This is a genomic window from Hydrogenophaga sp. (genome assembly GCF_031426985.1).
GTDB lineage: Bacteria > Pseudomonadota > Gammaproteobacteria > Burkholderiales > Burkholderiaceae_C > Hydrogenophaga.
Window position 1 is genome coordinate 48,904 of sequence record NZ_JASJOY010000043.1, and the last position, 19,625, is coordinate 68,528.

At 68.5% G+C, this 19,625-nt stretch carries 18 protein-coding genes; 4 read left to right on the plus strand and 14 right to left on the minus strand.

Going from position 1 to position 19,625, the window contains the following annotated elements:
* Positions 1-38 precede the first annotated feature (38 nt).
* Positions 39-1,748 carry a hypothetical protein gene (locus RMP09_RS05750; protein WP_310565045.1) on the plus strand — a complete coding sequence of 570 codons (1,710 nt, stop codon included), beginning with the start codon at positions 39-41 and terminating at the stop codon, positions 1,746-1,748.
* Between the two features lie 18 nt (positions 1,749-1,766).
* Here the strand turns inward: RMP09_RS05750 and phoR are convergent, their stop codons facing one another.
* From phoR to RMP09_RS05820, 14 genes are all read right to left on the minus strand, one after another.
* Positions 1,767-3,089, minus strand: a complete 1,323-nt coding sequence (gene phoR, locus RMP09_RS05755) for a phosphate regulon sensor histidine kinase PhoR (protein WP_310565046.1) — start codon at positions 3,087-3,089, stop codon at positions 1,767-1,769.
* Positions 3,086-3,793, minus strand: a complete 708-nt coding sequence (phoB, locus tag RMP09_RS05760) for a phosphate regulon transcriptional regulator PhoB (RefSeq protein ID WP_310565047.1) — start codon at positions 3,791-3,793, stop codon at positions 3,086-3,088. The genes phoR and phoB overlap by 4 nt, the downstream gene beginning before the upstream one ends.
* Before the next feature lie 28 nt (positions 3,794-3,821).
* Positions 3,822-4,523 carry a phosphate signaling complex protein PhoU gene (gene phoU, locus RMP09_RS05765; RefSeq protein WP_310565048.1) on the minus strand — a complete coding sequence of 234 codons (702 nt, stop codon included), beginning with the start codon at positions 4,521-4,523 and terminating at the stop codon, positions 3,822-3,824.
* A 17-nt stretch (positions 4,524-4,540) separates the two neighbouring features.
* Complete coding sequence (gene pstB, locus RMP09_RS05770; RefSeq protein ID WP_310565049.1) at positions 4,541-5,329, minus strand: phosphate ABC transporter ATP-binding protein PstB; 789 nt, start codon at positions 5,327-5,329, stop codon at positions 4,541-4,543.
* Between the two features lie 40 nt (positions 5,330-5,369).
* A complete protein-coding gene (gene pstA, locus RMP09_RS05775) occupies positions 5,370-6,224 on the minus strand; it encodes a phosphate ABC transporter permease PstA (RefSeq protein ID WP_310565050.1) in 855 nt (284 codons plus the stop codon).
* A 2-nt stretch (positions 6,225-6,226) separates the two neighbouring features.
* Positions 6,227-7,207: a phosphate ABC transporter permease subunit PstC gene (gene pstC / locus RMP09_RS05780; protein WP_310565149.1), complete on the minus strand. Its 981-nt coding sequence runs from the start codon at positions 7,205-7,207 to the stop codon at positions 6,227-6,229.
* A gap of 110 nt (positions 7,208-7,317) precedes the next feature.
* The gene (gene pstS / locus RMP09_RS05785; protein WP_310565051.1) at positions 7,318-8,349 is read right to left on the minus strand and encodes a phosphate ABC transporter substrate-binding protein PstS; all 1,032 of its coding nucleotides are present in this window, start codon (positions 8,347-8,349) and stop codon (positions 7,318-7,320) included.
* Between the two features lie 419 nt (positions 8,350-8,768).
* Positions 8,769-9,740 carry a cation diffusion facilitator family transporter gene (locus RMP09_RS05790; protein ID WP_310565052.1) on the minus strand — a complete coding sequence of 324 codons (972 nt, stop codon included), beginning with the start codon at positions 9,738-9,740 and terminating at the stop codon, positions 8,769-8,771.
* Between the two features lie 33 nt (positions 9,741-9,773).
* A complete protein-coding gene (locus tag RMP09_RS05795) occupies positions 9,774-10,184 on the minus strand; it encodes an OsmC family protein (protein ID WP_409559690.1) in 411 nt (136 codons plus the stop codon).
* A 68-nt stretch (positions 10,185-10,252) separates the two neighbouring features.
* Positions 10,253-10,486, minus strand: coding sequence for a thioredoxin family protein (locus tag RMP09_RS05800; RefSeq protein ID WP_310565053.1), 234 nt, complete (start codon positions 10,484-10,486; stop codon positions 10,253-10,255).
* 3 nt (positions 10,487-10,489) lie between these two features.
* The gene (locus RMP09_RS05805) at positions 10,490-11,428 is read right to left on the minus strand and encodes an MBL fold metallo-hydrolase (RefSeq protein ID WP_310565054.1); all 939 of its coding nucleotides are present in this window, start codon (positions 11,426-11,428) and stop codon (positions 10,490-10,492) included.
* Positions 11,429-11,467: 39 nt separating this feature from the next.
* A complete protein-coding gene (locus RMP09_RS05810) occupies positions 11,468-12,514 on the minus strand; it encodes a permease (RefSeq protein ID WP_310565055.1) in 1,047 nt (348 codons plus the stop codon).
* Positions 12,515-12,591: 77 nt separating this feature from the next.
* Positions 12,592-13,155 (minus strand): TlpA disulfide reductase family protein, encoded by a 564-nt coding sequence (locus RMP09_RS05815; protein WP_310565056.1) that lies wholly within the window; start codon positions 13,153-13,155, stop codon positions 12,592-12,594.
* A complete protein-coding gene (locus RMP09_RS05820) occupies positions 13,152-13,760 on the minus strand; it encodes a sigma-70 family RNA polymerase sigma factor (RefSeq protein ID WP_310565057.1) in 609 nt (202 codons plus the stop codon). The genes RMP09_RS05815 and RMP09_RS05820 overlap by 4 nt, the downstream gene beginning before the upstream one ends.
* A gap of 151 nt (positions 13,761-13,911) precedes the next feature.
* Between RMP09_RS05820 and RMP09_RS05825 the strand changes: the two genes are divergently transcribed.
* The 3 genes from RMP09_RS05825 (at position 13,912) to RMP09_RS05835 (ending at position 19,608) form a co-directional block, all read left to right on the plus strand.
* Positions 13,912-15,393 (plus strand): Ppx/GppA phosphatase family protein, encoded by a 1,482-nt coding sequence (locus RMP09_RS05825; protein WP_310565058.1) that lies wholly within the window; start codon positions 13,912-13,914, stop codon positions 15,391-15,393.
* Between the two features lie 131 nt (positions 15,394-15,524).
* Positions 15,525-16,646 carry a response regulator gene (locus RMP09_RS05830; RefSeq protein ID WP_310565059.1) on the plus strand — a complete coding sequence of 374 codons (1,122 nt, stop codon included), beginning with the start codon at positions 15,525-15,527 and terminating at the stop codon, positions 16,644-16,646.
* Between the two features lie 16 nt (positions 16,647-16,662).
* On the plus strand, positions 16,663-19,608 hold the full coding sequence (locus RMP09_RS05835; protein WP_310565060.1) for a hybrid sensor histidine kinase/response regulator: 2,946 nt from the start codon (positions 16,663-16,665) through the stop codon (positions 19,606-19,608).
* Positions 19,609-19,625: the final 17 nt, after the last annotated feature.

The window sequence follows — 19,625 nt, forward strand, 5'->3', positions numbered from 1 at the left end:
CGGGCCGGCCCCCGCCCTGCCCTGTATAGTCAGCCGCCGTGACCCAAACCACCCCCGCCATCGTGCCGCAATCGGCGGTGCGCCGCCTGCCCCGGCTGGCGCTCATCCTGTTTTGTGTGGCCTATGTGCTGCCCGGCTTTCTGGGCCGTGAGCCGTGGAAGCTGGCCGATGTGTCCGCCTTTGGTGTGATGCTGGAGATGGCCGCCGGCCACAGCAGCTGGTGGCAGCCGCAGGTGTTGGGCGAACTGGTGGACGAGCCCGGCCCGCTGCCCTACTGGTTGGGCGCGGCGTTCATCCGGCTGCTGCCCTTCCTGCCAGCCGACCTCGCGGTGCGCATCCCGTTCGGCGGTTTGCTGGCGCTCACGCTGTCCTGCACCTGGTACGCCGTCTACCACCTGGCACGCCAGCGTGGCGCGCAGCCGGTGGCGTTTGCCTTCGGCGGTGAGGCCCAGCCGGTGGACTACGCCCGCACCGTGGCCGACGCGGCCCTGCTGGCCCTGGTGGCCAGCCTGGGTCTGGCGCAGTTGTCACACGAAACCACACCCGACCTGGCCCGGCTCGCCGCCACCAGCGCCCTGCTGCTGGGCGCCGCGCGCCTGGCGCAAACCGATGACGCCCACCCCGCGCGCAGCCTGCTGCTCTGGGGCCTGGGAGCGGCCGGACTCGCGTTCAGTGGCGCGCCCTGGATCACCCTGGCCGCTGGCGCGGGCCTGCTGTTGTGGATCGGTTTGCCCCGCCCAGATGGCCCCGAAAACGGCGCCTTCCGCCGCCCCCTGGTCTGGGCGGCGGCCAGCCTGGCGGTGGTGATGCTCGCGGCTGCCGCGACCGGCCTGCTGCAGGGCCCGGCGCTGGACATGCCCGAGCGCTGGAGCGACTGGACGCGCTGGGGCCGGTTGCTGGTGTGGTTCACCTGGCCCGCCTGGCCGCTGGCGCTGTGGACGCTGTGGCGCTGGCGCCGCCAGCTGCGCCAGCCGCACGTGGCCCTGCCCTTGTGGATGGCCCTGGTCAGCGTTGTCAACAGCGCGGTCAACCCCGACTTCGACCGCGCCTTGCTGCTGGCCCTGCCCGCTCTGGCCACGCTGGCGGCCTTTGCCCTGCCCACGCTCAGCCGCAGTGTGTCGGCGCTGATCGACTGGTTCACGCTCATTTTTTTCACCGGCTGCGCGCTGATCGTCTGGACCGTGTGGGTGGCCATGATGACCGGCGTGCCCGCCAAACCGGCGGCCAACGTGGCCAAGCTGGCACCCGGCTTTGTGCCCGAGTTTTCCTTCCTGCTGTTCGCCGCAGCCGCGCTGGCCACACTGGCCTGGATCTGGCTGGTGGGCTGGCGCGTGGGCGCCCACCGCCAGGCGCTCTGGAAGAGTCTGGTGCTGCCCGCCGCAGGCGCCACGCTGTGCTGGCTGCTGCTGATGACGCTGTGGTTGCCCCTGCTGGATTTCGGGCGCAGCTACGGCCCGCTCTCGCGCCGTGTCGCCTCGCTGGTGCCGGCCGATGCCTGTGTGCTGGTGGACGGCCTGTCCAGCGCGCAGATCGCGGCTCTGCAGTACCACGGACGGCTCACGCTGGTGCGCACGCAGCGGCCCGAACACGCGGATGCACGGGCTTGTCACGCGCTGGTGGTGAACCCGAGCACCCAGGACACGCTGGACCAACGCGTGCAGCTGACCCAGTGGGCCTTCAAGGCCAGCGTCAGCCGTCTGACGGATCGCAAGGAGCGGCTGCTGGTGTACCAGCGCGTGGGCCAGTGAGCCAGGCCCTGGGCGCGATCAGTCGCCCGTGACCACCTCGCGCACCCGCGTGGGGGGCAGGCTCAGGATGAAGGTGGAGCCCTGCCCCTCCACGCTCTCGATCTGCACCTGCCCGCCGTGGCGCTGCACCACGTGCTTGACGATGGCCAGGCCCAGGCCCGTGCCACCGGTCTCGCGCGAACGGCTGCGGTCCACCCGGTAGAAGCGCTCGGTCAGGCGCGGCAGGTGTTCGGCCGCGATGCCCGGACCGCTGTCGGCCACAAAGAACTCGACGCCGCCTTCTGCGCGCGGACGCCAGCCCAGCCGGATGTGCCCGCCGCCCGGTGTGTAGCGCACCGCGTTGCTCGCCAGGTTGGACAGAGCGCTGAGCAACTCGCTGCGCACCCCCGACACCTGCACCGACAGACCGGGCTGCACTTCAATGGCGTGCGGCGGCTCGGCAATGGTGTGCGACAGGCCCTGCGCTTCCTGCACCACCTGGCGCAGCAGATCGTCGCCGTCCACCCACTCACCGGATCCCGGCGCCGGACTGCCCTCCAGGCGCGAGAGCGTGAGCAAATCGTTCACCAGCGTCTGCATGCGGTGGGCCTGCTGGCTCATCAACCCGAGGTAGCGGGCACGGTCCGCCTCTTCCAGCGGGATGCTCTGCATGGTCTCGACGAAACCGCTGAGCACCGTCAGGGGTGTGCGGATCTCGTGCGAGACGTTGGCCACAAAGTCGCGCCGCATGGTTTCGGCCAGCTGCACCGCCGTCACGTCGCGCGTGAGCATGAGCTTGCGCTTGTGGCCGTAGGCGTGGATCTGCAAGGAGATCTTGTTGGGCTGCGACGGTCGCTTGCCCGGGCCGTCGATCTGGATTTCGTGGCCGAAGTCGCCCTCGGCCAGGTAAGCCACAAAGGTCGGCGAACGCACCATGTTGCGGATCGCCTGCCCCAGGTCGCGCTGGGGGTCCAGCCCCAGGTGGGCGGCGGCGGTCTGGTTGCACCACTCGATCGCGCCGCTAGCGTCCAACAGCACCACGCCGTTGGGCGATGCCTGGATGGCCGACAGAAAATCCTCCAGCCGGGCGTCGCTGCTCTGCGCCTTTTTCTCCAGCTTCTTGAAGATCTTGCGGTTGCGGTCGAGCAGTTCACCCCACACCCCCGTCAGACGGGGTGTGCCGGTGACCTCGCCGTTGTTGAGCCAGCGCAACAGGCGCACGGCGCTGATGCCGTCCTGGATGCCCCAGGCCAGCGCGCCGAGCAAGGCGCCCACCAGCGTCCAGATGAGCGAGCCGCGGCTCCAGCCCCAGGCCGCTCCCAGCAGCACCAGGAACAGCAGGGTCAGTGTCCGGGCGATCATGAATGGGCGGTCTGCGTGCCTTGCGCGGTCAGGCGGTAACCGGCGCCGCGCACGGTTTCCACCATGCCGGCCGCATCGCCCAGCGACTCCCTCAGGCGTTTGACATGCACGTCCACGGTCCGCTCTTCGATGAAGACGTGGTCGCCCCAGATCTTGTCGAGCAGCGTCCCACGCGTGTGCACGCGCTCGGCGTGCTTCATGAGGTAGTGCAGCAGTTTGAATTCGGTCGGCCCGACCTTGAGTTCCTGGCCGCGGTAGCTGATGCGGTAAGTCCCCGCATCCAGCACCAGTTCACCGACCTGCACCGAGTCGTTGACGATCTCGGGCGCGCGACGGCGCAGCACGGCGCGGATGCGCGCCAGCAGTTCCTGGGTCGAGAACGGCTTGGTGATGTAGTCGTCGGCGCCGGCGTCCAGCCCCTGCACCTTGTCGCTTTCGTCGCTGCGCGCCGTCAGCATCAGGATGGGCACGGTCTTCGTGCGCTCGTGCTTGCGCCACTGGCGCGCCAGCGCGGCGCCGCTTTCGCCGGGCAGCATCCAGTCCAGCAGGATCACGTCGGGCAGCACAGCGTCCACCTCGCGCTGCGCGGCCTGGCCGTCGAACACCACGGTGGGCGCAAAGCCGTTGTGGCGCAGGTTGACGGCGATCAGTTCGGCGATCGCCGGCTCGTCCTCCACCACCAGCACACGGGGCAGCTTTCTCATGCTCGGGCCTCCAGTCTTGGCGAACGCTTCATCGGACCAGCGACTCCACCTTGTCGACCGACGAGTGGCGCACGTCCTCGCCCTTGACCACGAAGATGATCTGCTCGGCGATGTTCTTGGCGTGGTCGCCCACACGTTCGAGCGACTTGGCCAGGAACAGCAGGTTCAGGCTGGGCGAGATCGTGCGCGGGTCTTCCATCATGTAGGTGATGAGCTTGCGCAGGAAACCGTCGTACTCGGTGTCGATGGCGTTGTCGTCCTTGATGATGGCCAGCGCCATCGTGGTGTCGAGCCGGGCGAAGGAGTCGAGCGTCTTGCGCAGCATGCCGGCGGCCAGGTCGGCGGCCAGGCGCAGTTCGGACACGGGCAGCGAGCGCGGCGTGCCGCCTTCGATGATGGACTTGACCATGCGTGCCACGCGGGCGATCTCGTCACCGGCGCGCTCCAGGTTCTGGGTGGTGCGCGAGATGGCCATGAGGAAGCGCAGGTCGCGCGCCGTCGGCTGGCGACGGCCGATGGTGGAGATGATCTCGTGATCGATGTTCACCTCCATCTGGTTGATGCGGTTTTCGGTCTCGATCACCTGCTCGGCCGTTTCCAGGCTCATGTTGGTCAGCGCATAGACCGCCTGGTGCAGCTGCGACTCCACCAGCCCGCCCATTTCGAGCACGTGGGTGGAGATGGAATTGAGTTCGGCGTCGAACTGGCTGGAGATGTGTTTGTCGCCCATGCTGGTGCTCCCGTGGATCAGCCGAAACGGCCGGTGATGTAGTCTTCGGTCTCGGTCTTGGTGGGTTTGAAGAAGATCTGTTCGGTCGAGCCGAATTCGATCAGTTCGCCCAGGTACATGTAGGCCGTGTAGTCGCTGCAGCGGGCGGCCTGCTGCATGTTGTGCGTGACGATGGCGATGGTGTAGTCCTTCTTGAGCTCGTGCACCAGCTCTTCCACCTTGCCGGTGGAGATCGGGTCCAGCGCCGAAGTCGGCTCGTCGAGCAGCAGCACCGAGGGCTTGACCGCCACGCTGCGCGCGATGCACAGGCGCTGCTGCTGGCCACCGGAGAGCGACAGGCCGCTCTGGTGCAGCTTGTCCTTCACCTCGGTCCACAACGCGGCCTTGGTCAGCGCCCATTCCACGCGGTCGTCCATCTCGCTCCTGCTGATGTTTTCATACAGCTTCACGCCGAAGGCGATGTTGTCGTAGATCGACATGGGGAACGGCGTGGGCTTCTGAAACACCATGCCGATGCGGGCGCGCAGCAGGTTGATGTCCTGCTTGGCGTCCAGGATGTTCTGGCCGTAGAAGTTGATCGAACCCTCGGCGCGCTGGCCGGGGTAGAGGCTGTACATGCGGTTGAGGGTGCGCAGCAGCGTGGACTTGCCACAACCCGAGGGGCCGATGAAGGCGGTGACCTTGCGCTCCTCGATGTTCATGTTCACGTTCTTGAGACCGTGAAACTGGCCGTAGTAGAAGTTCAGGTTGCGCAGTTCCAGCGCATTGCGGGTGGTCGTGGCGGCAGCCGTGGCGGTAGCGGTCATGATCGGGTCCGGTTGGAGGAGGTGGAAAGGTCGAAGGACTTCACTTGGGCGACTTGTCGCGCAGGTAGACGCGGGCCACGATGTTCAGCGCCAGCACCGACAGGGTGATCAGCAGCGCACCGGCCCAGGCCAGGCGGATCCAGTTGTCGTAGGGGCTCATCGCGAACTGGAAAATCACCACCGGCAGGTTGGCCATGGGCTTGGTCATGTCGGTGTTGAAGAACTGGTTGTTCAGCGCGGTGAACAGCAGCGGCGCGGTTTCACCGCTGATGCGGGCCACGGCCAGCAGCAGGCCGGTGACCACACCGCTCTTGGCGGCACGCAGCGTGATCAGGGTGGCCACCTTCCAGCGCGGCGCGCCCAGGGCAAAGGCCGCTTCGCGCAGGCTGCCGGGCACCAGGCGCAGCATGTTTTCGGTGGTGCGCACAACCACCGGCACGGCGATCAGCGACAGCGCCAGCGAACCGGCCCAGCCCGAGAACCCGCCCAGCGTGGCGACCGCGATGGCGTAGACGAACAGGCCCAGCACGATGGACGGCGCCGACAGCATGATGTCGGTGACGAAGCGGGTCAGCTCGGCCGTCTTGCTGGTGTCGCCGTATTCGGCCAGGTACACACCGGCAAACACACCGATGGGCGTGGACACCAGCACCGAGAAACCCACCATGAGCAGGCTGCCGACGATGGCGTTGGCCAGGCCACCGCCTTCGGAACCCGGCGCGGGGGTGGACTGGGTGAACAGGTTCCAGTCCAGCGCGGCCAGGCCGTTGGAGAACAGCACGAACAGGATCCACAGCAGCACGGCCAGGCCCAGGCCCATGGCACCCATGGACAGGGTCAGGCCCACCTTGTTGGACAGCTGACGGCGGCGGTAGAGCGTCTGGTTGAATTCCATGATCACAGCCCCTTGGCCTTTTCGGCGCGGATGATCATCCACTTGGCCAGGGCCAGCACGATGAAGGTGATGACGAACAGCAGGAAGCCCAGTGCGAACAGGGCCGAGATGTGGAAGTCGGCGGCTTCGCCGAATTCGTTGGCCAGGGTCGAAGCGATCGAGGTGCCCGGCGAGAACAGCGAGGTGGGCATGCGGTTGGCGTTGCCGATCACGAAGGTGACCGCCATGGTCTCGCCCAGGGCGCGGCCCAGGCCCAGCATCACGCCGCCGATCACGCCCTTTTGGGTGTACGGCAGCACCACGCGGCGCACCACCTCCCAGGTCGTGCAACCCAGGCCATAGGCCGATTCGCGCAGGATGGGGGGCACGATTTCGAACACGTCACGCATCACGGCCGCCACGAAGGGCAGCACCATGAAGGCCAGCACGATGCCGGCGGCCAGGATGCCCATGCCGTTGGTGGAACCACCGAACAGGAAGCCGATCAGCGGCATGGAGCCCAGCAGCTTCTGCGCGGGCACCTGGAAGTAATCGGCGAACAGCGGCGCGAACACGAACAGGCCGAACATGCCGTAAATGATGGACGGCACGGCGGCCAGCAGTTCGATGGCGGTGCCCAGCGGGCGGCGCAGCCAGGGCGGGCAGGTTTCGGTCAGAAACAGCGCGATGCCGAACGCCAGCGGCACCGCGATCAGCAGCGCGATGCCGGCGCTGGCCAGGGTGCCGACGATGGCGATCGCGGCCCCGAATTCTTCATTGATGATGTCCCACTCGACGTACCAGATGAAGTGGGCGCCGAATTTCTGGAACGCCGGCCAGGCGTTGATGAACAGCGACACGATGATGCCCAGCAGGGCGACCAGCACCAGCAGCGAGAACAACTGTGTGATGCGGTGGAACGCCATGTCCTGCAAGCGCTGCTTGCGGGCGATCGACAACATCTGGGGATTGCCCGTATCGGCGGGCGCTTCTGTAACGGTCATGCTGGCTCCAGCGATGCTCATGGGAACTCCGTGGCCGATTATGTCGGTTCAATGACAAAAAAAAGACCCGCCGGCATGGATGCATACCGGCGGGTGCCCAGGCGAGCGGTTTACTTGGCGACCTGGTTCCAGACCTTGGCGCGGATCTGATCGGTCAGGCTGTCGGGCAGCGGCACGTAGTCGAGGTCGGAAGCGAGCTTCTTGCCGTTCTTGAAGGCCCAGTCGAAGAACTTCAGGGCTTCGGCGGACGCAACCTTGTCGCCGGGCTGCTTGTACATCAGGATGAACGAAGCGGTGCTGATGGGCCAGGCTTCAGCGCCCTTGGCGTTGACCATGGACACGCCCATGCCGGGCACGCTGAACCAGTCGGCGCCCGCAGCGGCGGCGGCGAAGGTCTTGTCGTCGGGGCTGACGTACTTGCCATCGGCGTTCTGCAGCTGCATGAAGTTCATGCCGTTCTTCTTGACGTAGGCGTATTCCACGTAACCCACGGCACCCTTGACGCGGTTGACGTTGGCGGCCACGCCTTCGTTGCCCTTGCCACCGACGGACGAAGCGGCCGGCCACTTGACGGCGGCGCCCTTGCCCACGGAACTGGACCACTCAGGGCTGACCGCGCTCAGGTAGTCGGTGAAGTTGAAGGTCGTGCCCGAACCGTCGGCGCGGTGCACCACGGTGATGTTTTCGTCGGGCAGCTTCTTGCCGGGGTTCAGGGCAGCCAGCTTGGCGTCGTTCCACTTGGTGATCTTGCCCAGGAACATGTCGGCCAGCACGGCACCGGTCACGCGCAGTTCGCCCGGCTTGAAGCCTTCGAGGTTCAGCACCGGCACGGTGCCACCGACGATGGCGGGGAACTGGACCATGCCGTCCTTGTCCAGATCGGCACCCTTGACCGGGGCGTCGGAGGCGCCGAAGGTCACGGTCTTGGCGCGGATCTGCTTGAGGCCACCCGAGGAGCCGATGGACTGGTAGTTCAGGCCCGTGCCGGTGGCGGCCTTATAGGCCTCAGCCCACTTGGCGTAGACCGGGAACGGGAAGGTGGCGCCCGCGCCGGTGATGTCGGCGGCAAAGGCCGTGCCCATGGCCAGGGTGGCCAGCGTGGCGGCGGCAACGGTCTTCAGAAGGGTGCGCTTGGTGTTCATTTAAAAGTCCTAGCGGGGTTGGTTGAAAGGATGAAGCGGACTGTAGTGAGGCTCTGTGACAGGTCTGTGACATTCACAAGACTTTTCAGCGGCGCCGCCCAACGCGGGGACGGGCGACGGATGGGCGCCGGGTGTTGCAGGCGGCCCGGAGCGGCGGCCCGCCAGGAGGCTGCGCGGCAGAAGGCATCGAAGCGAAACGCGCGACAACCGAGGATCGTGTGGTGCTACCGGCGAACCCAGGTTGGCCACCTGGGCGCAGAAGGTAGTACCGCAGGAGACCGGTTTGTCGCGTGTTGCAGCCGATGTTCCTTCTGCCGCGCAGCCGCCAAGGCCGCCCCGCCGGGGGGCCGATGCCGTCGAGGTGACCGGCTGGCGGCCGATCAGGGCCCGCGGCCCCCCCGCCTGATGGCGCACCACCGTCAGTGAGGATGGTGGTGGTCGTGGTGATCGTGGTGGTGCGCCGGGGTCGGCGCCTGCGCGGGCGCTGACCGCCAGTCGCCACAAGGCGCGGTGAACGGCTCGTTCACCACCTGCAGGGTGACGTGGGTGATCTCGAACCGGTCGTGCAGCAGGTCGGTTGCGGCCTTGAGAAACGCGTCGTCGGCGTGGCCGACCGGCATCACCAGGTGGGCGGTCATGGCCACTTGAGACGTGTCCATGGCCCAGATGTGCAGGTCGTGCACGCGTTCGATGCCGGGCAGGCCCATCAGGCTGGCGTGCACCGCCTGCGGGTCCACACGGTCGGGCACGCCGTCGAACAGCAGGTGCAAGGACTGGCGGAACAGGCTCCAGGTGCCCCAGAGGATCACGCCCGCGATCAGCAGGCTGACCACCGGGTCCAGCCAGGCCCAGCCCTTCCAGAGCGTCAGGGCACCGGCCAGCACCACCCCGGCCGAGACCAGCGCATCGGCGGCCATGTGCAGAAAGGCCCCGCGGATGTTCAGGTCGGTGTCCCGACCGCGCATGAACAACCAGGCCGTCACCGAATTGACGACGATGCCCACGCCGGCCACGGCCATGATGGTCACGCCCTCGTGGTCCGCCATCGGCTCGGGGGCCAGCAGGCGCCCCACCGCCTCCCAGACCAGCGCCCCCATGGCCACCAGCAGCAGCAAGGCGTTGGCAAATGCGGCCAGGATGCTGCCCTTGCGCCAGCCGTAGGTGTGGCGCGGGTTCGGTCGCAGCTGGCCCGCCAGGGCGCCACCCCAGGCCAGCACCAGCCCCGCCACGTCGCTCAGGTTGTGCCCCGCGTCGGCCAGCAGGGCCAGGGAATTGATGCGCCAGCCGTAGAAAGCCTCGATGCCGACGAAGGCCAGGTTCAGGGCGATGCCGATGGCAAACGCCCGGTTGAAACTGGCGGGGGCGTGGCTGTGGTCGTGACCGGCGCTCATGGCGTGTCCCTTCGTGCGGCGCTCAGGTGGCGTTCAGACGGTGTGGGCCTGCCGCCGCATCACGCCGCTCAGCTCGGTGCCCGGGGCCACGGTGTTGAACACGGTGCCGAATTTCTTCACGTTGTCGTGCAGCAGGGCCAGGCGCCGGTCGTCTTCGTCGGTGTCCACCACGATGTCGTAGGTGATGGACTCCATGCGCGGTGGCACGTCCTGGCGCACTCCGTGCACCCGCACCTCCACCCCGCGCAGCTCGAACTTGAGGATGGGCACCACCCGCTCGATGCCCTTGATCATGCAGGCCGAGAGCGCCGCCAGCAGCAGCTCGGCCGGGTTGAAGGCGTCCGGATTGCCGGCCAGGTCGGTGTCCAGGTCAATCTGCGCGTTCTTGCAGCTGGAACGGCTGAGGTGCGCGCTCTCGCGGCACGAGACCACATGGAACTGCATCTTGGTCGACGTCTGGTCGGGCATGTGGGAGGCCATCTGGGGTTGGGTGTCGGTCACGGCATTCTCTTTCAGGCCGCCAGCCACTGCTCGACCTTCTCGCGGCTGGGCACGCCGCCGGCGTGCACCACCTGGCCGTTGACCACCACGCCGGGCGTGCTCATGACGCCGTGGCCCATGATCTCGCGCAGCTCTTCGACCTTGGTCAGGGTGACGCTCACGCCCTGGGCCTTGGCCACCTGCTCGATGAGGGCGATGGTGTTCTTGCAGTTGGCACAGCCGGTGCCCAGAACCTTGATGTCCATGATTTACTCCTGTTCCATTTCGAGATAGGTGAGATTGGCGATCTGGGGCAACCAGACCTCCACGTGTTTGAGGTGCTGGTACGGCGCGGCGTCGAAGCGCTTGATGGCCGCGCTCATGTCGGTACCGGCGGCCACGGCCTGGCCCATGTGGGCGCGCAGGGCCCTGAGCAGGTTGCCGGTGTCCTTTTGTGCCTGCGCCAGCGTGGTCACGCGGCCGTGGCCGGGCACCACCACCGTCGGGTTCAAGGCTTCCAGCGCCTCGAAGGATTCGACCCAGGTTCGGGTCTTGCTCACCGGGTGCAGGCCCAGGATGCGGTCCACATAGACCACGTCGCCGGTGAACACCACGCCGCTCTGCGGCAGCCAGACCAGGCTGTCGCCCGGCGTGTGGCCGCCCTTGCGGTGCACCACTTCCAGCACCGTGCCGCCCATGTCCAGCCGGGTGTTGGCGTCGGTCAGCCAGCGTGTGGGCAGCACAATCTCCGTGCCGTCCATCTTGTCCTTGAGCACCGGCGCGTTGGCTTTCAGGTGTTCCGGACCGCGGGCCCGCATGTCGGCCTCGGCATCGGCGTGGGCCATGATCTCCGCCCCCTGCGCCTTGAAGTAGCCATTGCCCAGCCAGCGGTGGTCCTGCCCGCCGGTGTTGATGACCCATCGGATCGGTTGCGGCGTCACCTTCTTGGCGGCTTCGGCGATCTGGCGGGCGCTCTGGAAGCTGGCCCCCGGGTCGATCAGCACCGCCCCGGCGGGCGTGACCACCAGGCCGATGTTGGCGTTGAGCGCCTCGTTCTCATAGGTGCGGCCTTCGGTGTCGCCCACATGGGCATAGACGTTGGGCGCCACGGGTTGGAAGACCACCTCCACCGCCTGGGCGCTCCAGGCCAGGGTGGCGGCCACAGCGGCCACCAGAAACGGTTGGAATCCGGTCAATGGGATGCCCATGCGTTTGGTCTCCGGGTATTGATAGGGAAGGAAAAGCGGTCACAGCACCGCGTTGAAAACAAAACCCACCAGCAGGATGCCGCCGGCCACCACCGCCACGAACGTGGCGATGAGCCGGACCTTGAGCACCTTGCGCAGGATGATCAGTTCGGGCAGCGAGAGCGCGATCACGCTCATCATGAACGCCAGCACCGTGCCCAGCGCCGCGCCCTTGGCCAGCAGCGCCTGCACGATGGGGATCACACCGGCCGCGTTGGTGTACATCGGCACGCCGATCAGCACCGCCAGCGGCACCGACCACCAAGCGTCCTTGCCCATGAAGCTGGCCATGAAGTCCTGCGGCACCCAGCCGTGGATGCCCGCGCCGATGGCGATGCCCGCCAGGATGTAGGGCCAGACCTTGCCCACGATCTCGCGCACGGCCGCCAAGCCGACCTGCACCCGGTCGGCCAGCGTCGTGTCGGCCGCCTCGTAACCGGCCGACATCTTCGGCATGTCGCGCACCCAGTCCTCCAGGTGCGCCTCCATCTTCAGGCGCCCTATGATCCAGCCGGCCACGATGGCCACCGACAAGCCCAGGCCCAGGTACAGCGCGGCGATCTTCCAGCCGAACAGGCCCAGCAACAGCGCCAGCGCCACCTCATTGACCATGGGCGCCGAGATCAGGAACGAGAGGGTCACCCCCAGCGGCACGCCCGCCTGCACGAAGCCGATGAACAGCGGCACCGCCGAGCACGAGCAGAACGGCGTGACGATGCCCAGCGCCGCGGCCATCACATGGGCCACGCCCTCGGTGCGCCCGGCCAGCAGGGCCCGGGTGCGCTCGGGCGTGAAGTGGCTGTTGACCATGCCCATGACGAACACCACCCCGGTCAGCAGCAGCAAGACCTTGGGCGTGTCGTAGAAGAAGAACTGCAGCGCGCTGCCCAGGCGGCTCTGGCGGTCCAGCGGCAAGGCGGCCACCAGGGCTTCGGACGCCGGGATCAGCGACTGGTACAGGCCCCACCAGAGCGCCGCGGCGACCAGCAGGAAAGCCCGTGGCCGCCGGTTCGGCCAGCGGATCAGGGTCGATGCGAGGGTGCTCATGCCTCAGAAGACGAGGCCACCCGCCAAAAGATGCAGGTGCGCGAGAAAAAAACTTCGGCCGCTGCGATGTCAGCCGCTCAGATCAGCCCCGCCATGGCGTCCACGTCCTCGGCAAACATCTGGCCCTTCTCGGCCAGCACCAGCTTTCCATCGCGCCCGCGCAGCAGGGTGATGGGCAGGCCGCGCGGCTTGGGGAAAGCCTTGCGCCATTCCGGGCTGGCCCAGGCGGCGGGGAAGCTGTACCCCTTTTTCTGCAGGTACGCCACGGCGTCTTCGGGCTTTTTGTCGATGGACAGCGCCACCATCTGCAGGCCCCGGCCCTGCTGGCTTTGCCAGAGCTGTTCCATGCTGGGGCTTTGCAGCGCGCAGAACGGGCAGGTGCTGGACCACCAGTACACCAGCAGCGGCCGGCCTTCGGCCTGCGCCGGCTCGAACACCCCGCCGCCGAGCAAACCGATGCGCGGCACGGTCAGCGGGCTGCCCAGCGCCGGCAGCGGCGGCGCCTTGGCTTCTTCGGCCGCAGCCGAGGCCGGCTGTGCCCAGGCAGAAGCCCACGGGGCGGCAACCAGTGCGGCGGCTGTGGCCTGCAGCCAGCGGCGGCGGTCGCGGTCCGCCCGCGGATCGTCGGATTGGGAGTTCATGGGCTTTCTGATGGCGTTGGGTCGTGGCTCGGCGGTCCTGCCACGGGGCAGCAGGGGCTGGCCAGAGCGGGACGGGGCACAAAGTCTTCCACACAGCCCGCGTCGTCGAAGCGCACCTGACAGGCGCTGGTCATGTGCTCGCGCATGCGCCGGCGCGCCCGCTGCACGCGCGACTTGGCGGCCGGCAGGCTCAGGTGTTTCAGCGCCGCATAGTCGGCCTGCGCCATGCCCTGCAGGTCGCACAGTTCGATCGCTTCCCGGTCTTGCGGGTCCAGCTCGGCCAGCACGCGCGGCAGGCAGGCCTGGGCCAGCGCGTCCACCGCGTCGGCCGTGTCATCGGGTGCGGCCCACTGGTCCAGGTCGTCGGGCAGGGGGTGGCTGTCGCGGCCGCTGCGCAGGCGGTCGATGAGCGTGTTGCGGGTCACTTCGAACAGCCAGGCCCGGGGTTGCGCCACCGCGGCCCAGCCCTCGGCCCCATGGCGCAGGGCCTTGACCAGCACGTCCTGCAGCAGGTCGTCCGCCTCGGCAGGAACCGGCAGGCGCGTGCGCAGCCAGCGCCGCAGTTCGGGCGCGTGGCGGGTCCAGAGGGGCAGCAAGTCGTTCATGGCGGGCCAGTGCAGCAGGGTAACCCAAGCGGGTCGGCATTTCACCCCCCTTGGCGGGCCCCGCCCTGTGAAGGCGCTGTCATGTGCGTGCGTCACAATCCGCGCTCCTGCCTCCCCCGACGCACCACGCCCCTTGCGACCCTCCTGCCCCATGCTCAACGGTACCCTGCTCGCCGCCATCGACCTCGGCTCCAACAGTTTCCGCCTGGAAATCGGCCGTTTCCATTCCGGCCACATCGAGCGCGTCGAATACCTCAAGGAAACCGTGCGCCAGGGCAATGGGCTGGACGAGCAGAAGAACCTGAGCGCGGCGGCCATGCAGCGCGGCTGGGACTGCCTGGCCCGTTTTGCCGAACGGCTGCACGGCTTCCAGAAACATCAGGTGCGCGCCGTGGCCACGCAGACGCTGCGCGAAGCCGTCAACCGCGATGTGTTCCTCGAACGCGCCCAGCAGATCCTGGGGTTTGCCATCGAGGTGGTCTCGGGCCAGGAAGAAGCGCGGCTGATCTACCAGGGCGTCTCGCGCCTGCTGCCGCAGTCCGACGAAAAACGCCTGGTGGTGGACATCGGCGGCCGTTCGACCGAAATGATCCTGGGCCAGGGCTACGAGGCGCGGCGCATGGAGTCGTACCGCCTGGGCAGCGTGGCCTGGTCCACGCGCTACTTCCCGAAGGGCCTGTGCAGCACCGGCAGCTTCAAGACGGCCGAGATCGCCGCGCAGGCGGTGCTGGACGAGGCCCTGGGCACCTTCCCGGCCAGCGAATGGCGGGTGGCCTATGGCTCCTCGGGCACGGTGGGCGCGGTGGCCGACATCCTGGCCGCCAACGGCTTTGCCGCCGGTGTGGTGACCCGCCCCGGGCTGGACTGGCTGATGGACCGCATGGTCAAGGCCGGCAGCGTCGACGCGCTGCGCCTGGACGGCTTGAAGGAAGACCGGCGCGCCGTGCTGGGCGGTGGCCTGGCGGTGCTGCGCGCCATTTTTGGCCTGTTCGGTATCGAACAGATGCTGCCGGCCCAGGGTGCCTTGCGCCAGGGTGCGCTGTACGACCTGATCGACCGCGAAGGCAACGACACCGACGTGCGCGAACGCACCGTGCGCTGGCTGGCCGAGCGGTTTTCGATCGACACCGAACAGGCTGAGCGGGTGAGCACCGTGGCCTGTGCGCTGTTCGCCCAGATCGCCGCCGACAACGCGGACGGCCGTTATTCGCAGAAGCTGGCCTGGGCCGCGCGCCTGCACGAGATCGGCACCCACATCTCGCACGAGCGGTCCTACCACCACGGGGCCTACATCCTCGACCACGTGGACGCGCCGGGCTTTTCGTTCCCCGAACTGCACCGCATGAGCCAGCTGGTGCTGGGCCAGCGCGGCAAGCTGCGCAAGCTGGAGTTCGCCCTGGCCGACGAGCTGTTCGCCAAACAGCTGCTGAGCCTGCGCCTGGCGGTGTTGCTGTGCCATGCCCGCCAGATGCCCGAACACGCCGCCGTCCGCCTGTCGTACAAAAACGGGGCCTTCAGACTCGGCACCGCCGACGGCTGGGCCAAACGATTCCCGCAGTCGGCCTGGCTGCTGGGCGAAGAAGTGCTGGCCTGGCAGAAGTCGCCCTGGCGGCTGGCGGCCGAGATCCGTTGATGCGGGACACACCGGACGGCATTCCATCACGCTCGGCCCGCCCGCTCACGGGCGAGAAACCCTCATCCGGCCAGCACCGGGGCCCACGATCCTAGGATCGCGGTTTTCGAGCACAAGAAGAACGGGTTGGCATGGCATTGGTGGTGGTGGCAGAAGACGACAGCGGCACGCGCAAGCTGGTGAGCGTGGCCCTGGGCAACCAGGGGCACGAGGTGCTGGCCGCGGGCGACGGCCTGAGCGCCTGGGCGCTGGTGCGTGAGCATGCGCCCGAGGTCGTCGTCAGCGACGTGAACATGCCCGGCATGAACGGCTTCGAGCTGCTGCAGCGCGTGCGCGAACACGCCGACGTGGGCCTGACCCCCTTCATCCTGCTGACCTCGCTGCAGGAGCGGCGCGACATGCGCCAGGGCATGAACCTGGGCGCCGACGACTACATCACCAAACCGCTGCGCCCGCGCGAGCTGATCGACGCCGTGGCCGCCCAGCTCGGCCGCCAGGCCATGCGCCAGGCGGCCCGCGCCCTGCAGGTGCAGGCGGCGCTGACCGAAGCGCTGGAAGAGCAGGCCTGGGCCTTGCAGGAGCAATACGAACAGCGGCTCGCGCGCGAGCTCAGCGAACAATGGCCCGGCCAGGCCAGCGGCGAAGACAGCAGTTGCAGCCACCCCGACGCCACGGTGCTGTTCGCCGACATCCGCCACTACCCCGGCTGGCTGGCCGAACTCAGCCCGGCCGAGATGGGCCAGTTGCTCAAGCGTTTTTACGAACACAGCGGCGACACCGTGCACCTGTTCGGCGCCAGTGCCCTGCAGTTTGTCGGCGAAGGGGTGCTGGCCGTGTTCGCCGACACCGGCGATGCCAGCACCACCGCCCCGCACAGCCTGCGCGCCACCAAGGCCGCGCTGGGTCTGCGCAATGCCGCCGCGGGCATGGCCGGTTTCGTGCAGCGCCAGTTTCCGGGCCGGCCGCTGCCCGCCTTCGAGGTCGGCGTGGCCCTGCACCGCGGCCCCGTCGCCATGACGCGCATGGACGGCCTGCTGGGCGGCAACCCGCAGCTCATCCCGGTGGGCGAAACCGTGGTCGACGCCATGGCCCTGCAACGCCACGCCAGTGCAGCGACCGGCGCCATCACCCTCTCGGTGCCGGTGCTGCGCAGCGTCACCGGCGCGGTGCGCCCGGTCGCGCGTTACCTGCTGAGCCTGCCGCACCGCCGCGAGCCCATGGACGTGTGCACGGTCGAGCCCCTGCCCGGCTGAACGCGGGAGAACGTCCGTGACCGACGCCCTGCCCAAGCCGCGCCGCCGCCTGTCGCTCGGCCCCGCCCTCATCGCCGCCCTGGTGCTGGCCGCCCTGGTGCCGGCGCTGCTGGTGTCGTGGCTGCTGTCCTCCAACAGTTCACGCGCGATCGAAACCCTGGCCGAAAACGCCATGAGCCAGGCCGCCCACCGGGTGGACGTGGGCGCCCTGGCCCACCTGGGCGAGTCGCACACCGTGGTCAACGCGCTGGTGCCGCCCTTCGTGACCAGCGGCGCCGAAGGCGAACGCACCCGCCGCTGGCTGCAGGACACGCCCGCTTTCGAGCTGATGGCCCACGCGCTGACGCAGCAGTCGCCCAACGTGCCCTACCTGTACTTCGGGCGGGAAGACGGTGGCTTCTTCGGGCTCGAACGGGAAGACAACGGTTTCATCGTGCGCAGCATCCAGCCGGGCGAGAGCGGCCGGCGCCACTACCTCATCAAGGCCCCGGGCGACCGCAGCCAGCTGGTCAAGACCGAGACCAAAATCTACGACCCCCGCCAGCGCCCGTGGTACCGCCTGGCGGCCAGCACCGGACAACGCGTGTTCACCGATGTGTACCGCTCGGCGGTGAAGAACCAGTTCGACCTCACGCTGGCGCAACCGATCTACGACACCGACCAGAAAACGCTGCTGGGCGTGATGGCGGTGGACATGAGCCTGGCGCGCCTGACCGAGCTGATCCGCAGCACCCGCATCAGCGAGCACGCCGTGACCTACCTGGTGGACGCCCAGGGCCTGATGGTGGCGACCTCGGTGGACGAAGACCTCACGTACCAGCTGGACGGGAAGCCCCAGCGCATCAAGCCCGAACAGAGCAAAGACCCGCTGGTGCAGGCGTCGTACCGGCTGTTCAAGGAACGCGACCATGGCCGGCCGGACGGTCCGGGCCTGATGCGCCTGGAGACCAAGCAGGACTGGCTGCAAGGCCTGGGCCTGACCAACAACCGGCTGATCGCCATGCAGCGCCCCTTTGGGCAGAAGTACCAGCTCAACTGGCAGCTCATCGTGGTGGCACCGGAGCAGGACTTCACCCACCACGTGACGCGCGCGCGCCAGTGGGCGCTGGCGGCCATGGCCGGGCTGATCGGCATCAGCGCGCTGGTGGCCTTCGTGGTGGCGCGGCGCCTCTCGGGTCAGTTCCGCCTGCTCAACAGCTCGGCGCTGCGCCTGGGTGCAGGCGACGTGCCGCCGGTGCAGCAACACACGCGCTTTCGCGAGGTGCACAACCTCTCGCAGGTGATGCACGCCAGCGCGGTCCAGCTGCAGGCCTACCACGCCGAGGTGGAACAGAAGAACGACGCCCTGCGCGAAGCCGCCCTGCTGCTGGAAGAACGCGTGGCGCAACGCACCGCCGAACTGGCCGCCTCGCGCGAAGAAGCGCTGGCCGCGGTCAAGGCCAAGGCCGGCTTCCTGGCCGTCATGAGCCACGAGATCCGCACCCCGCTGCACGGCGTGGTGGGCATGAGCGAGCTGCTGGCCGAATCGCCCCTGACCCCCACGCAGCAGGACCTGCTGGGCGTGCTCAAGGTCTCCAGCGACCAGCTGCTGGCGGTGGTGGACGACATCCTGGATTTCTCCAAGATCGAGTCGGGCAAGCTCGAACTCGAACACGAGGCGCTGGACGTGCGCGCCACCATCGGGCAGGTGGGCGACATGGTGCGCTTCAAGGCGCGCGAAAAAGGCCTGACTCTGGTGCTGGACGTGGCGCCCGAGGTGCCGGCCGCCATCCGCGGCGACGTGACGCGGCTGCGCCAGGTGCTGCTGAACCTGCTGTCCAACGCCATCAAGTTCACCGAACGCGGCCAGGTGGCGCTGGCGGTGCAGGCCCGGCACGAAGCCGGGCAGCCGGTGCTGGCCTTCAGCGTCACCGACACGGGCACCGGCATCGCGCCCCACCGCCTGCCCCAGCTGTTCCAGCCCTTTGCGCAGGGCGACACGTCCACCGCGCGGGTGTACGGCGGCACCGGCCTGGGCCTGATGATCTGCAAGCACCTGGTGGCGCTGATGGGCGGCGAGATCGGCGTGGACAGCACGCCCGGGGTGGGTTCGTGCTTCCGCTTCACCGTCCGAGCCGAGCCGGCCGACCTGGCCCAGGTGCCCGTGCCGCGCCGCACCCCCCTGCCCCACGCCGCCCGCACCGAACGCGTGCTGGTGGTGGACGACCACCCGGTCAACATCAAGGTGGCCGGCGCCATGCTGCAGCGCCTGGGTTACCCGCACGCCAGCGCGTCCGGCGGTGCCGAAGCCCTGCAGGCCATCGAGGCCGCCCACGCCGCCGGCCAGCCGTTCGCCGTGGTGCTGCTGGACCAGCACATGCCCGGCCTGGACGGGCCGGACACGGCCCAAGCCATCGTGCAGCGCTGGGGTGCGATGGCCCCGGTGCTGATCGGCATGTCCGCGTCCAACCTCGGGTCCGACCACGCGCGCGCGCTGGGCGCCGGCATGCGCGAGCACCTGCCCAAGCCGCTGGAACTCGAACGCCTGGCGCGCGCGCTGCGCCAGTGGTGCCCGCCGCCTGGCGACGCGGTGGCCACAGCGGCGGACCACGCCGCAGCGGCCGACACCGCACCGGCCCTGGACCCGCAGCGCTGGCAGGCGCTGGCCGAATACGACGACGCCCACGGCAGCCTGCGGCGCGAGATCGCGGGCGATTTTCTGGACGCCCTGGCGGCGCGCACCGCCCACATCGAACAGGCCGCGACGGCCAGCGACACCGCGGCCCTGGAACTGGCGGCCCACGGGCTGCGCGGCGCGGCCGACAACCTGGGCCTGGCCGCCCTGGGCGCGCTGGGCCTGCGCCTGGAAGCCGCGGCTCAACAGGGTCGGGTGGACGACGCGGCATTCGCCGGCCTGCGCGCGACCAGCGAGGCCGCGGTGCAGGCCCTGCACACGGCCCTGGCCGCCCTGCCCCGCGCCTGAGGCCCTGCAACGGACGG